Genomic DNA, 15480 nt, shown 5'->3' on the forward strand with positions numbered 1-15480 from the left:
GGGGCGGGCGGGCCCGGGCGCGGGGCGGGGCGCCGCGGCGCCGGCGGGGCGGGCGCCCGCCTGGCTGGAGTGCGACAACGAGGCCGACGAGGCCGCGGCCGTGGTCGCCCGGATCAGATCGTTGCTCGCGCGCGGGACGCCGGCCAGCCGCGTCGCCGTGCTGTACCGGACGAACGCCCAGTCCGAGGCCTACGAGGCGGCGCTCGGCGCGGCCCGCATCGCGTACCTGGTCCGCGGCGGGGAGAAGTTCTTCGCCCGGCGCGAGGTCGTCGCGGCGACGCGGCTGCTGCGTGCCGCGATCCGCTCCGCCGACACCGACCGGCCCGCCGGCCTCGCCGACGTCGTCGCCGACGTCCTCGGCGCCCTGAACTGGCGGCCGGACCAGCCGACGGCTGGCTCCGGCGCCGAGCGGGAACAGTGGGAGAACCTCGCCGCGCTGCACCGGCTCGCCGCCGACCTCGCCGCCCGCGAGCCGGCCGCCGGCCTCGCCGAGTTCGCCGCCGACCTCGCCGACCGCGAGGCCCACGAGCATCTGCCCACCGTCGAGGGCGTGACGCTGTCCACGTTGCACGCCGCGAAAGGGCTGGAATGGGACGCGGTGTTCCTGGTGGGGCTCACCGAGGGCACCGTGCCGCTGGTGCACGCGCGCACCGCCGACCAGATCGAGGAGGAGCGGCGCCTGCTGTACGTCGGTGTCACCCGGGCACGCACCCGGCTGGTGCTGTCGTGGGCGCTCACGCGCGGCGAGGGCGGCGGTCGACCGCGCCGACCGTCGCGGTTCCTCGACGACCTGCGCCCGCTGCGCCGGCGTGCCGCGGCGGCCCGGGCCGGCGACCCCGCCGATGCCGGTGGCACCGATGGTGCCGGCGCGGCCGGCCGGGCCGAGCGGCCGGCGGACCGGCGGCGCGCCGCGGTGCGCTGCCGCGTCTGCGGGAACGCGCTCACCGGCGCGGCGGTCAGGACCGGGCGGTGCGCCGAATGCCCCGGGGACGTCGACATGGCGCTGTACGAACGGCTGAAGGGCTGGCGGTCCACGACCGCGCGGGAGCTGCGGCTGCCCGTGTTCGTCGTCCTCACCGACGCCACGCTGCGCTCGATCGCGGAGAGCCGGCCGAGCTCGGTGGCGGAGCTCGTCCGGATCCCCGGCATCGGCCAGGCCAAGCTCGACCGCTACGGCGAGGCGGTGCTGCGGCTCGTCGCCGACCCGGGCGCGGCGGGCGCGGCGGGCGCGGCGGGCGCGGCGAACGGCGAACCCTCGTGACAAAATGTGTCCGACTCGCGACACAGAAAATACGTTGAGGTTCGCGCGCAGTCCTTCTACCGTTACGCACGACGCCCGACATCTGACGCTGATGGACGGCAACGCCCACGGCTCCCCAAGGAGGTGATCTCGCAGTGATCAACAATCTGATGAACAGATTGGGTGGCGAGGTCGCTCGTCCCTGGGGCAAAGACCTGGCTGGCACGGCCATGGCCGTCCTGACGTCGGCCCGCGGCTATCGCGGCGGCGTGGCTGTCTCCGGTCCCGCCCTCGCGTTCGGTCCGGCCACTGCCCACGGTCGGCGTCCTGTCCAGGGGACAGGTGCGCCCGCCATCGGCGAGATCACCGGCCGCGGCACGTGCGATGGGGCTGTCCGCCAGACGTCTGGCCTGGCAGTGCTGTCGGTCACCGCCGGGTGGCACCCGACGTTCGCAGAGCACGTCCGCGTGGGCGTCTCCGCGTTCGCCGCGGAAGCTCGGCCGACGGCCAGGCCGGCGCAGCCGTTGACCGCAGCCCAGGCCCAGGCCCAGGTCCACATGTCCGCAGACCGTCACCTCATCTTGGGATCCGCTCGCGATCCGCTCCCGGACTAGCTCCGCGGAGCCGAACGCCGAGGCCGTGATCCCCCTGGGGATCGCGGCCTTTTTCGTTGTGCTTCCTTGCCTCGCCTGAAGATCAGACCGTGTCGGAGGTGACACCCGGTGTTCGATCACTCGATCGTCTCCCGGATCGATCGTGATCGGCTCGTCCTGCCTTGCTGGGACGTCGATCCTGAGATGTTCTTCGCGGAGTCCCCGGCGGACGTGGAGACCGCCAAGGCTGTCTGCCAGACCTGCCCCGTCCGGACCGCGTGCCTGTCCGCCGCCCTCGACCGGGCGGAGCCCTGGGGAGTGTGGGGCGGCGAGCTGGTTGTGACCGGCGCCGTCGTCCCGCGCAAGCGGCCCCGCGGCCGTCCGCGCAAGGTTCGTCCCGAAGAGGTCGCGGCCTGATCCGCTGCCGGCGGACGCCGCCGGCGGATAATGACGTGACCAGGCGCTTCGCGGGCGGGACACCGAGCGGTCGGTGTCCCGCCCGCTGGCGTTGGCCCTGGATTCCTACCGGCGGTCGCGGCCGCCCGGTACTGTTCCGGCGTGCCCAGCCACGATCGTGTGTATCCGTTGTCGACCGGAGCCGCGGTGCCCGACTCGCCGCCCACGGCGGCCGGGGCGGGCGACCTGGCCCGCGCCGTCGCCGCCCTCACCGCGCCCGACCTGGCCGCCATCGTCGACTTCGTCGCCTGGCTGGACGCGGGCTGGCTCTACGTCGCGAACTCCGAAGGCTCGGCCCGGCTGCCGGTCGCCGACGCCGACGGACCCTGGGAGGTGCGCTACGGGCGGGACCCGCTGGCTGCCCAGGACCCGATGCACGGCGTGCCGCTGGCCGCCGCGCTCGCCGACCCGTCGCCCCCCAACGCGCGCAACGCCTACCCCTTCGCGGGCCGCCGGCTACTGTCCGCGTTCGGCGATCCCACCCGCTCGCCGGATCTGATCGTCGTGCACACGCCTGGCCACTACTGGCCGGAACGCGGTGGCCATCTCGGCGAACACGGCTCCCTCGACGCCGGGCAGTCCCGTGCTCCGCTGCTGCTCTCCGGCGCGGGCGTGCGCGTCCGGGGTCTGCGGTCCGGCGTGGCGCGAGTGATCGACGTCGCTCCGACCCTGGCTGCCCTCGCCGGCGTCACGATGCCCGGGGCAGAGGGCGCCGCGCTCGGCGACCTGGTCGGGCCAGGCGCCCGCCACGTCGTGGGTCTGCTGTGGGACGGCACGAACAGCAACGATCTGCTGCATCTGGCGGCGGCCGGCGAGCTGCCGAACGTCGCCCGGCTGCTGGCCGAGGGCGCCGCGCTCACCGGCGGGGCGATCGCGGAGTTCCCCAGCGTGACGCTGACCAACCACACCTCCGCCCTCACCGGCCTCGGGCCCGGCCGGCACGGCATTCTGCACAACGTCTACTTCGACCGCGAGGTTGGCCGGCAGATCATCGCCAACGACGTCCGGACCTGGCACGTCGCCTGCGACCAGCTCCGCGACGGGGTGGAGACCCTGTTCGAGGCCATCGTCCGGCAGCGGCCGGACGCGGTGTGCGCGTGCGTGAACGAACCGGTAGACCGCGGTGCCCACTACTCGACGTTCGGCCTGGTCCGGGCGGCCGGGAGCGCCGGCGGCGCCGGCGACATGGGCGACTACCTGCCACCCGCCGAGGGCGACCCGCACGCGAGCGAACGCTGGGTGCGGGACAACCCCGACTACGCGTGGTCCACCCGGGTCGACGCTCTGGGCCTCGCCCAGGTCACCCAGCTGTGGGCGGCCGACGCGCGCCCGCCGGACGTCATGTGGTGGAACACCACCCTCACCGACACCGGCCACCACGGCGGCGGTCCCTATTCGGAGCAGTCCCGTGCGTCGCTGCGGGACGCCGACGCGCGTCTCGGCGTCTTCCTGGATGTGCTCGCCGAGCGGGGCCTGCTGTCCGACACGGCGTTCCTGCTGACCGCCGACCACGGCTCGGAGGCGGCAGATCCCGCCTGCCGCGGCGACTGGGGGGACGCCCTGCGGGCGGCCGACGTGACCTTCCGTGACGAAGGCTACGGATTCATCTACCTCGGCGAGCAGCAGCAGCTCACCGTCGCCGCGGGCGCCGCCGGCACCCTGAGCGGTAACCCCGCGCCGGCGACCCGGGAGCCGCTGGCTCAGTCCTCGGCGACCGCGGGCTCCGCCGTCTCCTCGGGCGCCGGGGCCTGACGCGGCGGTCGAGCCTCCTTCGGGGCCGCCGTCGCTGCCGTCGGGCTGGTCCTGGCGGCCCTCGGGTTGCTGGCCGCCATCGCAGCCTTCGCCGGGGCCGGGGTCCGCGTGGCGGTCGGGCTCTTTGCGGCGTCGGGAGTCTTCGTGGCGGCAGTGGTCTTCGTGGCGGCAGTGGTCTTCGCGGCCGCGGGAGTCTTCGCCGCCGCCGGGATCTTCGGCGCGGTTGGAGTCTTCGCTGCCGCCGGGGTTTTCGGTGGGGCCGGCGTCTTCGCCGGGGCCGGCGTGGGCGCGGACTCGGCGGTCTTCCGCGGCCGCGGGGCCCGGGTGGTCTTCGGGACTGGCTCAGTGCCCTTCGGGAGTTCAGTGCCCTTCGGGAGCTCAGTGCCCTTCGGGAGCTCAGTGCCCTTCGGGAGTTCAGTGCCCTTCGGGAGTTCGGGCTCCAGCCCACCTTCGGCCGCGCGGGGCCGGGGAGTGCGCGGCGTGCGGCTCGTCGGTCTGGCCGCCCGCCGGGCGCCGCGGCGAGGTCGGTCGTCGGCGAGGAGCACGGGGCCGGCCTCTGGCCGGATGATGCCCGCGTCCTCGCGCACCCGCAGGACCGGGAGTGGCCGGTCCGGGCGGTTGGCCGCCGCGGCCGCGCGGGCCGCTGGCGTGCCGGGCTCGGCGAAGCCCGGCTGCCAGGCCGCCATCTCGGCGCGGAACTCGCCGGTGCTGCCGAGTTGGCAGAGGATGCCGATCGCGCCGAGGGTCACCCGGTGGATGAGCAGGTAGGACGGCGGCAGGTTGAGCTGGCGCCCGAGCTGGGCGGCGGCGGAGCGCCAGTCGCTGAGGCGAGCGGCCTGCCCGCGCAGCCAGGCTCGGGAGAAGGTGAACTCCTCGTCGGCGATCGGGTCCAGCATCGGCGCGAGGTAGTTGAGCAGTTCGTCGGTGTCGATCTCGGTGGACGCCGGGATGAAACCTTCTTCGCGCAGGCCCGCGGCGACCGCCGCCGCGTCGCCGGCGAGGGTCTGCCGGGCCAGCCGGCCGATCGGCTCCGGCAGGCCGTCGGGCAGGCGGTTGACCGCGCCGAAGTCGAGCACCCCGAGCCGGCCGTCGGGCAGCAGGCGGAAGTTACCCGGGTGCGGGTCGGCGTGCAGCAACCCGGCGCGGGCCGGGCACGAGTAGAGGAAACGAAGCAGCAGCAGGCCGGCGGTGTCCCGCTGCTCGGGGGTGCCCTCGGCGATGATGGCGGACAGCGGGATGCCGTCGAGCCACTCGCTGACGATCACCCTGTCCGCCCCGGCCAGCGGGCGGGGAATGACGATGTCCGGGTCGTTCGCGTAGGCCGTGGCGAAGGCCTGCTGCCAGGCCGCTTCGAGGCGGTAGTCCAGCTCCTCGGTGATGCGGGCCTTGAGTTCCCGCACCAACGGCTTGATGTCCAGCCCGGGGGAGACGGCGCCGAACAGCCGGGCGGCCCGCCCCAGCTGGGTCAGGTCGGCCAGCAACGCCGCCCCGGCTCCCGGGTACTGCACCTTCACCGCGACAGCCCGGCCGTCGGCCCACACGGCCCGGTGCACCTGGCCGATGCTGGCGGCAGCGGCGGGGACGTCGTCGAACTCGACGAACAGCGACCGCCAGTCCACACCGAGCTCCTCGGCGAGGACCCGGTGCACCACCGCCGCGGGCAGCGGCGGGGCGGCTTCCTGCAGCTTCGTCAACGCCGCCCGGTAGGGCGCCGCCACCTCGTCGGGCAGCGCCGCCTCGAAGACCGAGAGGGCCTGGCCGAGTTTCATCGCCCCGCCCTTGAGCTCACCGAGCACGCGGAAGATCTGCATGGCGGTGCGCTGCTGCAACTCGGAGGCCACGGCCTCGGCGGGCCGACCCCCGATCCGCTTGCCGACGCCGAGCGTGGCCCGGCCGGCAAACCCGAGGGGAAGCGTGGCCAGTTTGGCGGTGCGGACGACGGCCCGCCGCGGGATGTCGGACACCGCTCCATCGTGCCCCCTCGTGGCCCGCCGCGGGGGGCGCCTCAAGTGATGGACCGGCGCCCGGCGCGACACGCCGGTGAATCGGCGCGGCGCGCCGGAGTGTCAACCCGGCCTGACGGCCGGGCCGGCGGCGGCTCGCCGAGCGGCCGTTCGCGCGCTGCGACAGGGGCAGTTGGGGTGCACCGGCCAGCTTCGCCGCCGGATCCGCCAGCCTGGGGACGCCAGCTCCAGCGTCCCGTCGGCCGTAGCGGGAAGCTCCGAGGACGCGGGTGAGAATGTGTCACAGATCTCAGCGTCGGGTCTTGCGCTCGTGCGCCCTGTGTCCGGTTTTTCCGGTCCGTGCCAGCGAGGAGCGCGGCGCGGCGCGGCGGGCGCGCGGACGTGATCCAGGTAGTCCAGCGCCTGCATGGCCGCCAGCGCGGCAACCATGCTCGCGAGCGTGACATCGCACGGATCGTGCCCCGTGCCGCGGGGGCGGACGAGCTGCATCGCGAGCAGCGGCCAGACCGGGTTGGCCGCATGCCGATGGAGATGCTGGCAGTGCAGACAGGCGGTCCGCGCCGGGACGACGAGGGGGCCGACGATCCCGGTGTTCTCCCGCACGCCGGCCAGCAGGTGCGCGCCCCCGAGACGCTCGAGTTCGAGGCTGGTGTCGGGCGCGACGGTGGGCGGGCCGACAGGCGCGAGCACCATCAGGTCGGCGCCGAAGGAGCTCTCCGCGGCGGGTGGAACCGCGCCACCCGTGGCCCCGGTCCCGGGGCGGCTCCCGCCCGACGCGCCGGGCGCCCGCACATCGGTCTCCGCCGACCGCCGGCCGCCACCGCGGCCGACCCGCGTCATCGCCGACCCCGCGGCGAGCGCCCGCGGGCGCCCGACGTCCTCGAGGCGCAGCCCACCCGGCGACACGTCGGCGGGACTCGCCAGCCCGGGATCGTCCACGACAATCCGGCCGATGCCGGCCGCGGCCAGCAGGGCCGCGATCTGCGCCCCCACCCGCCCGGCGCCACGCACCAGCACCCGCGCCGCGCGCCGGGCCCGCAGCACCCGGGATGGCCGGGCCGGATCGATCGAGCGAAGCGACAGCGCGGCCAGGTCGGGCGCCAACCGGTCCCGCTCGGCCGGCGGCAACGGCGGGGTGCCGGGGGCGGCCGAGGCGTCGTCCGGCAGGCCCGCGTCGTGGAGCAGGCCGGCGGCGGTCAGCACGTCGAGCAGGTGCCGTCCGGGACCGCCGGCGTCCAGACGGACCTGTTCCAGGGTGCGGCGGCCGTCGAGTGCGTCGAGCAGCGCGGTGTCGGCGGGCCGCAGATCGGCGAGGATGACGGCGGTGACCGGGTCGATGCCGAGTTGCAACGTGGAACCGTCGTGCCAGAGCCGGCGAAGGCCCGGTTTGAGGATCGGGCGCATGGATCCCCCGCAGGTTCGCCGGCGGCCGTGGCCGCCGGTCACGAATGGGGTCGACCGGCCCGTTGGCCGGTTGATCCCCACCGTGCCACGTCCGCCGGGCGGACGGCCAGCGCGTCCAACGGCCTGTGGAGGGCCTGTGGACGGCGCTGTGGATCCGCGTGACCCGCGCCTGACGGTCGTCTCCTCGGGAGGAGGCCGATGGTCGTTGTGTACGGACACCGCCCACCCCGACCCGCGAGCAACGTCGACCTGGCGCGAGCCTCGGGGCTCCTGCCGCCTGGTACTACAGCGCCAGTAGGCAGTGTCCGGGCGATCTTGCTGGTGGGTGAGTCGTCTCTTTGTGGGTTGTGGCCTGGTGAACCGGTCGGGTTCGTGGAGGGGCCGGCTGCGCTGCCGACTGGTCGCTTTGGAGGGGTCGGTGTCCGGATGCCCTCACCATGACCGGTCGGACACGATCTAGTGGTCGTCCGGCGCCGCCGGGCCGTCGGGGCCGTTGTCGGGGGAGTCCTTCGGCCGCGGGCGGGAGCCGCCCTCCGGGGGCGGAGTGCCACGCAGCTTCTCGATTTCGGCGATCGGATCGTCGAGGACACCGGAACTCGCGCCGGTGACGAAGTCCGCGGGCGAGCTCAGGTCGTCCGCCGTGGGCAACAGGTCCGGATGGGCCCAGACGGCGTCGCGCCCATCCCGGCCGCGCACCTCGGTCAGCTCCGCCCAGAGCGCTGCGGCCTCCCGCAGCTTGCGGGGCCGCAGTGACAGGCCGACCAGCGTCGCGAAGGTCTGCTCGCCGGGGCCACCCTCGGCCCGGCGGCGGCGGACCATCTCGCGCAGCCGGCCGGCGCCGGGCAGATGGCCGGTGGCCGCGGCGTCGGTCACGTGGTCCACCCAGCCCTCGATGAGCGCCAGGATGAGCTCGAGCCGGGCCAGGGCCGCCTTCTGCTCGGGAGTGGTCGCGTCGTTGAACACGTCCTCTCCGAGCGCCTCGGACAGCCGCTCCGGGTTCATCAGCGCCGTGGGGTCGACCATCCGCATGACCCGGCCGACCGCCTCGGTGTCCACCGCGATGCCGCGGGCGTACTCCTCGACCGCGCCGAGCACGTGCGCGCGCAGCCACGGCACGTGGGCGAACAGCCGGTTGGAGGTGGCCTCGCGCAGCGCCAGGTAGATCCGCACCTCGTCCTCGGGGATCTCCAGCCCGGCGCCGAACGCGGCGACGCCGGCCGGCACGAGCGCCGCCGTCCCCGCCGGGCCGAGCGGCAGGCCCACCTCGGTCGAGGAGACGACCTCGGCGGCCAGCGTCCCGATCGCCTGCCCCACCTGCGCGCCGAACAGCATGCCGCCGACCTGGTTCATCATCTGCACGATCGGTCCGCCCGAGGCCAGCAGCGCGCTGAGGTCGACGCCCGGCGGGAGGGCGTCGCGCAGCTCGCTCGGCAGTTCGACGCCGCCGCCCCCGAGCTGGCTCAGCCCGCTGGAGATGCCCGAGCGCATCGCTTCGACGACCTTGGTGGCGATCGGGTCGCACAGGGTCTTCCACACCGGCAGCGTCTTCTCGATCCACTCCACCCGGGACCAGCCGGCCGCCGCCGTGGCGCCGGCGGGCAGGGCCGTCATCGGGTCGAGCCAGACGTCGGCGATCCGCAGCGCCTCGCCGACCAGATGCTGCTGTCCCATCGGCACACTGGCGGCCCCGTCACCCAGTGAGCGGACGGCCACCTGCCGGGCCAGCTCCCAGTTCACCGGCCCGCCCTGCCACGACATCAGCCGCTCGAGTTCGGCGAAGAACGGTGCCCCGCCGCCGAACGGCGATCGGGGTTCGTCCCCGCCATCGGAGGGGGTGAAGCCGAAGGGGAACGGGCCACTCATCGGACGTGGCCTGATCGGGGGGCGGTACCTTGCGCGCGCGGTTCGGGCATGAACCCACGGTAATGCGTTTTCTGCCCGCTGGCCGGAACGGATGGTGTCCTGTCCGGTTAGGGTCGGGGATGTGGACTCGCCGTGTTCTTCCGCGTCCGCCGCGGCGGTGGATGCCGGCTCCCGCGCGCCCGGGCCGGCCCCGGCCGCGGGCAGCCCCCGAGGGCAGGAGGCGGTGCTCGCCCCGGCTGGCGCGCCCTCGCCGCCGACCGGTGGGGGAGAGCTGGCAGGCGCCCCCGCGCGGGTGGTTTTCGCGCAGGTTCGTGACAGCCCGTTGTCAGTCGACGAGTGCTTCGCCGCTGTGCTCCTCCCGGATGTGGGTGGGATCGCCCTGTTCGTGGGGGCCGTCCGGAATCATGACGATGATCGGCGGGTAACCGATCTCGCTTACGAAGCGCATCCACGCTCCGTTGCGGAGATCGAGCGGGTAGCGGCCGAGGTCGCCGCCGCCGGGTCGGTGCGCGCCATCGCGGTGACCCACCGCGTCGGGCACCTCCGGGTGGGTGAACTCGCGGTCGTGGTGGCGGTGGGTGCGGCGCACCGGGCGGAGGCTTTTGCCGCCTGTCGTCGTCTGATCGATGACATCAAGGCGCAGGTTCCCATTTGGAAACATCAGATTTTTGAGGATGGCTCGGCAGAATGGGTAGGCGCCTGCTGAGCGGGGCACCTACGATAGAAATAAGTCATCTTCTTGTTCGTCTCGACGTCGAGGCTTCTCATGTGGTTCCTGTTGATCCCCCCTGTCGCCGTCCTCCTTGCGATCGCGTGGACTGCGCTGCGCAGTCGGCCCGACCGCTCCTACGAAGCAATGATCACGATCGCGGGCTATCGGCGAAGCATGGCCGCGCTGGCCCGCCCGATTCCCGACCAGTCCGGCCCGCGGTCCGGGTTCGACCTCGACGATTCCGGCTACCCCGAACCGACCCCTTTTGATGACCCGCATGGGCCCTACGGGCTGTATGCGCCGGGCGACCCCTTCGCCCTGAACCAGCGCGCTGGCGACCAGTCTGGCGATGGGCAGTCGCATTCCCACGGCCACGACCCGGAGGCGGTGCCGGCCGAGCCGATGGTCGACACGGTGCCGCTGCCGTTCCGTCCGCCGCGGCCAGGGGACGACCTGCTCTGAGCTGACCGGTAGCGGTCAGTCCGGTGTCCGCGGCCGCCGCTGCCGCGGTGGTCGCGGACACCGCCCGTCCGTGCTGCCCGCGGTACATAGACTGCGGTCATGGCCCGGCGCACCCAGACACTGGTGGTCACGTCGGTACTGGCGTTGGCGCTCCTGGTTGTGGGTCTGTGGCTGCCGGTACCGTTCGTCACCCTGGCCCCCGGGCCTGTCACCGACACTCTCGGCTCCGTGGACGGCACGAAGCTGATAACGGTCGACGGGCACCGGACCTATCCGACCTCGGGCCGCCTCGAGCTGACCACGGTCGAGGAGACCCCGAAGCTCAACCTGCTCGGCGCGCTGGAGGACTGGCTCTCGTCCGACCGCGCGGTCGTGCCCACCGAGCTCATCCGGCCCCGCGGTTCCACCCAGGAGCAGGTCCAGCAGGAGAACGCGCAGGCCATGCTCGACTCCCAGGACCAGGCGACGGCCGCGGCGCTCACCCAGCTCGGCGTCACGGCGACCGGCCACTCCGTCGCCGTGGTCACCGTCCCGGCCGGCTCACCGGCCACCGGCAAGCTCGCCGCCGGCGATGTGATCACCAAGGTCAACGGGGTCGCGGTGACGACCCAGGACCAGCTGCGCGGCGAGATCGGCAAGGTGCGCCCCGGCGCCCCGGTGACGATCGACTACACCCGGGAGGGCAAGCCGGCGAGCGTGACCATCACGACCCGCGCGGCCCCCGGCGACGCCGCCCGCGCCATGATCGGTATCACCACCACCGAGAAGCGGACCTACCCGTTCACCGTGCGCATCCGGTTGTCGGACGTGGGCGGGCCGAGCGCCGGCCTGATGTTCGCGATGGGCATCGTCGACCTGCTCACCCCGGGCGAGCTGACCGGTGGGAAGAACATCGCCGGAACCGGAACGATCACCGCCGACGGTGTGGTGGGCCCGATCGGTGGGATCCAGCAGAAGATCCTCGGCGCCCGGGCGTCCGGCTCGTCGATCTTCCTGGTGCCGGCGGCGAACTGCGCGGACGCCCGCGGGGTGGACAGCAGCGGCGCGCCCCGGCTGGTGAAGGTGGACACCCTCGCGGGGGCGCTGAAGGCGGTCGACGCACTGCGGACGAACCCGGCGGCGAACGTCCCGTCCTGCTGACGCGGCGGCCGTCCCGGGCCCGGATCGAGCCGGCCCGGATCCGGACATCGGTCCGATCCGGGCCGGCTCGGGTCACGCCGCGGCGAGCCTGCCTCGCCACCCGAGCCTGGTCACTGGAAGGTGGCGAGCAGCCCGTCGATCAGGTTGTCGGCGAGATCGGGGTCGACGACGAGCTCGTCGTCCCCCCGTACCCGCAGGCAGGAGGCGTGCAACCCGCTGCGGGTCACGGCCACGGCGAGGCGGACGTCCTGGCGCTCCGGATGGTTCGCCGCCCAGTACTCGATCTCGTCGTCCGAGTAGGGCGCCTCCTCCTCGGCGCTCGGCGGCAGCACCACCAGCTCGGTGACCAGCACGCAGCCCAGCACCTCCGGCGGCCAGCCGATGCCCGCGAGCACCTCGTCGAGGCGGCCCATCGGCAGCGGCTCCTGCTCGACCGGCGTCAGTGAGCCGGGCGGGGAATCCCCGATGTGCGGGGCTAGTGCCGGCTCGCGGGCCAGCAGGTCAGCGGTGTCGGCAAGCGCGTAAACCTGGCTGGGCTGGTCCCAGCCGGAATCGGCGACGTGTCGCTCGACCTCCAGTACGACGGAGGTCAACTCAGTGATGTTCGGGCTGCTCACCAACCCATCCTCTCCGATTCCCGCTGAGGCGCTGGCGTAGGTTGCCGTACTGGGGTGCTTCACGCACCCCTCGTCCGCCGCACACCGGCATCGTGAAGGCCCGACCGCTCGGAGGAACTGTGGCAACGACCAGCCGCCGCCTGGCGCTGACCCGCGCCAGGGTGGTAGTCCCGGTGCTGCTGGTCCTGGCGCTTCTGATCGCGTTCGTCACCGTCTTCACCCGGTTCTACACGGACCTGCTGTTCTATCGGTCCGTCAACTTCAGCAAGGTCTTCACGACGGTCATCTACACCCGGATCCTGCTGTTCTTCCTGTTCGGCGTGGTGATGGCAGTGATCATCGGGACCAACATCGTACTGGGGTACCGGCTGCGGCCACCGCTGCGCCCGCTGTCCACGGAACAGCAGAACCTGGAGCGGTACCGGTCGGCGATCGAGCCGTACATGAAGCTGGTCCTGATCGGGATCGCGGCGGTGTTCGGCCTGGCGGCCGGGCTCTCCGCCGCCGGCCGGTGGCAGACCTGGCTGCTGTGGGTCAACGGCGTCTCGTTCGGCAAGACCGACCCCCAGTTCCACCGGGACATCAGCTACTACGCGTTCACCTACCCGTTCGAGCGCTTTCTGCTGAGTTTCCTGCTGACCGCCGTGCTGCTGTCGCTGCTGGTCACCGTGCTCACCCACTACCTGTTCGGCGGAATCCGGCTGCAGGCCCCCGGGGAGCGGGTGAGCCCCGCGGCCAAGGCCCACATCTCCGTCCTGCTCGGCCTGCTGGCCCTGCTCAAGGCCTGGGCGTACTACCTCGACCGGTTCGGCGCGGTGTTCTCCTCCCGCGGAGTGGGGACGGGCGCCTCCTACACCGACGTGCACGCCGTACTGCCGGCGAAGCTGATCCTGCTCTTCATCTCGCTGGCCTGCGCGGTGCTGTTCATCTACAACATCTTCCAGCGCGGATGGACGCTGCCGCTGCTCGGCGCGGGAATCCTGGTGCTGTCCGCGGTGGTCATCGGCGGGATCTACCCGGCGTTCATCCAGCAGTTCCAGGTGCGGCCGAACGAGGCCAGCCGCGAGCAGCCCTACATCGAGCGGAACATCGCCGCCACCCGGGCCGCGTATGGCATCGCCAACGTCAGGTCGCAGCCGTACGCCGCCCGCACGGACGTCACCGCGGCGCAGGTCGGCGCGGACACCGGCACGGTGCCGAACATCCGGCTGCTCGACCCGAGCAAGCTGTCACGGACCTACCAGCAGCTCCAGCAGATCCGTGGCTACTACACGTTCCCGAAGACACTGGACGTCGACCGCTACACGGTCACCGGCGCCGCCGGCAAGCAGACCACCGGCGACTACGTCGTGTCCGTCCGCGAGCTGAACCAGGCCGGCCTCGGCACCGACCAGCGCAACTGGATCAACGAGCATCTGACGTACACCCACGGCAAGGGATTCGTCGCCGCCCCGTCGAGCACGGTCGACGCGGGCCAGCCCGCCTTCGACCAGGGCGCGCGCAACCTGCCGCAGGAGGGTGACTTCGGCATCAAGGAGAACCGGGTCTACTTCGGCGAGATGTCGCCGAACTACTCGGTGGTGGGCACCCGTCAGGTGGAGATCGACGGTCCTGGCCCGGGCACGGACACCCAGGCCACGACGACCTACACCGGCAGCGGCGGTGTCCCGATCGGCTCGACGTTCCGCCAGGCCCTGTTCTCCCTGCGCTTCGGGGAGAAGAACCTGCTGCTGTCCGGGGACATCACCAGGAACTCCCGGATCCTCTACGAACGCAACCCGCGCGACCGGGTGAGCAAGGCCGCCCCCTGGCTCACCCTCGACGGCGACCCGTACCCGGCGGTGGTCAACGGTCGCATCACCTGGATCCTCGACGGCTACACCACCTCCGACGGCTACCCCTACTCGGCCCGGCGGACCCTCGGTGACGTCACCGCCGACTCGGTCACCGCGCAGAGCGGCAACCGCACCCAGCAGGCCCCGAACCAGGTGAACTACATCCGCAACTCGGTCAAGGCCACCGTCGACGCCTACGACGGCACGGTCACCCTGTACGCCTGGGACGAGACCGACCCGGTGCTGCGCACCTGGATGAAGGCCTTCCCGGACACGGTGAAGCCGAAGAAGGACATCTCCCCGCCCCTGATGGCGCACCTGCGCTACCCCGAGGACCTGTTCAAGGTGCAGCGGGACCTGATCGGCCAGTACCACGTGTCCGACCCGCGGGACTTCTACTCGCAGGAGGACTTCTGGCAGGTCTCCGACTCGCCGGACGGCAGCGGGCAGCCGCAGCCGCCGTTCTACGTCTACAGCCAGCTGCCCGGGCGCACGAAGCCGTCCTACAACCTCACCTCGCCGCTGATCTCCGCCCGCTCCTCGAAGCTCGCGGCGTACATGGCGGTGTCGAGCGATCCGACGAACTACGGGCAGTTCACCCTGCTGAAGCTCCCGCCAGGCGGCACGATCAACGGCCCGGTCCAGGTGCAGAACGCGATCGAGTCCAACGGCGACGTCGCCAACAAACTGACGCTGTGGCGGGGCGCCGGCTCCCAGACGATCGAGGGGAACCTGCTGACGCTCCCGGTCGCGGGCGGACTGCTGTACGTGGAGCCGTACTACGTGCAGGCCCGTGGCAGCACAGGCTATCCCACGCTGCAGGGCGTCGCCGCCGCGTTCGGGGAGCGCATCGGGTTCGGCGCGTCGCTCGGGGAGGCGCTGGACAAGGTCTTCGGCGCGGGTGCCGGGGCCGCCGCCGCCGGGGCCGGCAGCGGCGCGACCACGGTCACCGGGGGCGGCGGCGACACGAGCGCGAGCGGGGGGGGGGGGGGGGGCCGCGCGACGGTCGGGGGCAGCGCCCTGCAGGACGCCGTGGGCGACGCGGACAGCGCCTACCGGGCCGGGCAGGCGGCGTTGGGCAAGAGCCCGCCGGACTTCACCGCCTACGGCCAGGCACAGACCGATTTGTCGAACGCGCTGGGCCGGCTGCGCGCGCTGGCCAGCCCGCCGTCCACCACGGCACCGAGCGCCTCGGCGAGTCCCCGGGCGCCGGCGCCCGGCTCGACCGCGTCGCCGACGGTCCGGGCGAGTGCCACGCCGCCGACGGCCTCGACCGCGCCGCCGCCGACCACCCGCGTGTCGGCGGCGCCCGGCTGAGGCGCCGTGCCCGTTCCCGTCGGCTGACGCGGCCGCTGTTGGACACCCCGGCGGCCCGGGGGGGCCCCACCCCCCCCCCCCGCGGGGCCGGCGGGCGGGGGGCGCGAGAAAGCTTGCCAACAAGT

11 protein-coding genes and 1 pseudogene are annotated in these 15480 nt (G+C 73.1%); 8 read left to right on the top strand and 4 right to left on the bottom strand.

Annotated elements, in window-relative coordinates:
* The 4 genes from MXD60_RS22975 to MXD60_RS22990 form a co-directional block, all read left to right on the top strand.
* Positions 1-1261, top strand: a 1261-nt coding sequence (locus MXD60_RS22975) for a 3'-5' exonuclease (RefSeq protein WP_248821414.1), incomplete at its 5' end; no start/stop codon positions are given.
* 134 nt (positions 1262-1395) lie between these two features.
* On the top strand, positions 1396-1854 hold the full coding sequence (locus tag MXD60_RS22980; RefSeq protein ID WP_248821415.1) for a hypothetical protein: 459 nt from the start codon (positions 1396-1398) through the stop codon (positions 1852-1854).
* A gap of 108 nt (positions 1855-1962) precedes the next feature.
* The gene (locus tag MXD60_RS22985; protein WP_308222575.1) at positions 1963-2250 is read left to right on the top strand and encodes a WhiB family transcriptional regulator; all 288 of its coding nucleotides are present in this window, start codon (positions 1963-1965) and stop codon (positions 2248-2250) included.
* A gap of 159 nt (positions 2251-2409) precedes the next feature.
* Positions 2410-4041 carry an alkaline phosphatase family protein gene (locus tag MXD60_RS22990; RefSeq protein ID WP_308222576.1) on the top strand — a complete coding sequence of 544 codons (1632 nt, stop codon included), beginning with the start codon at positions 2410-2412 and terminating at the stop codon, positions 4039-4041.
* A gap of 457 nt (positions 4042-4498) precedes the next feature.
* Here the strand turns inward: MXD60_RS22990 and MXD60_RS22995 are convergent.
* The 3 genes and pseudogenes from MXD60_RS22995 to MXD60_RS23005 all read right to left on the bottom strand — a co-directional run.
* A pseudogene (locus tag MXD60_RS22995) lies at positions 4499-6005 on the bottom strand (ABC1 kinase family protein); the annotation flags it as partial.
* A 102-nt stretch (positions 6006-6107) separates the two neighbouring features.
* Positions 6108-7409 (bottom strand): ThiF family adenylyltransferase, encoded by a 1302-nt coding sequence (locus MXD60_RS23000; protein ID WP_248821418.1) that lies wholly within the window; start codon positions 7407-7409, stop codon positions 6108-6110.
* A gap of 456 nt (positions 7410-7865) precedes the next feature.
* Positions 7866-9272: a zinc-dependent metalloprotease gene (locus MXD60_RS23005; protein ID WP_248821419.1), complete on the bottom strand. Its 1407-nt coding sequence runs from the start codon at positions 9270-9272 to the stop codon at positions 7866-7868.
* A 292-nt stretch (positions 9273-9564) separates the two neighbouring features.
* On the opposite strand from MXD60_RS23005, the gene MXD60_RS23010 reads away from it, so the two are divergent.
* The 3 genes from MXD60_RS23010 (at position 9565) to MXD60_RS23020 (ending at position 11586) form a co-directional block, all read left to right on the top strand.
* Positions 9565-9978 (top strand): molybdenum cofactor biosynthesis protein MoaE, encoded by a 414-nt coding sequence (locus MXD60_RS23010; RefSeq protein ID WP_368861272.1) that lies wholly within the window; start codon positions 9565-9567, stop codon positions 9976-9978.
* Positions 9979-10038: 60 nt separating this feature from the next.
* Positions 10039-10446, top strand: a complete 408-nt coding sequence (locus tag MXD60_RS23015; protein WP_248821420.1) for a hypothetical protein — start codon at positions 10039-10041, stop codon at positions 10444-10446.
* Positions 10447-10545: 99 nt separating this feature from the next.
* Complete coding sequence (locus tag MXD60_RS23020; RefSeq protein WP_248821421.1) at positions 10546-11586, top strand: YlbL family protein; 1041 nt, start codon at positions 10546-10548, stop codon at positions 11584-11586.
* A 110-nt stretch (positions 11587-11696) separates the two neighbouring features.
* Here MXD60_RS23020 and MXD60_RS23025 read toward each other — a convergent pair whose 3' ends face one another.
* Positions 11697-12203 (bottom strand): PPA1309 family protein, encoded by a 507-nt coding sequence (locus tag MXD60_RS23025; RefSeq protein ID WP_248821422.1) that lies wholly within the window; start codon positions 12201-12203, stop codon positions 11697-11699.
* A gap of 119 nt (positions 12204-12322) precedes the next feature.
* Between MXD60_RS23025 and MXD60_RS23030 the strand changes: the two genes are divergently transcribed.
* Positions 12323-15355, top strand: a complete 3033-nt coding sequence (locus tag MXD60_RS23030) for a UPF0182 family membrane protein (protein WP_248821423.1) — start codon at positions 12323-12325, stop codon at positions 15353-15355.
* Positions 15356-15480: the final 125 nt, after the last annotated feature.

It is taken from the genome of Frankia sp. AgB32 (assembly GCF_023243045.1).
GTDB lineage: Bacteria > Actinomycetota > Actinomycetes > Frankiales > Frankiaceae > Frankia.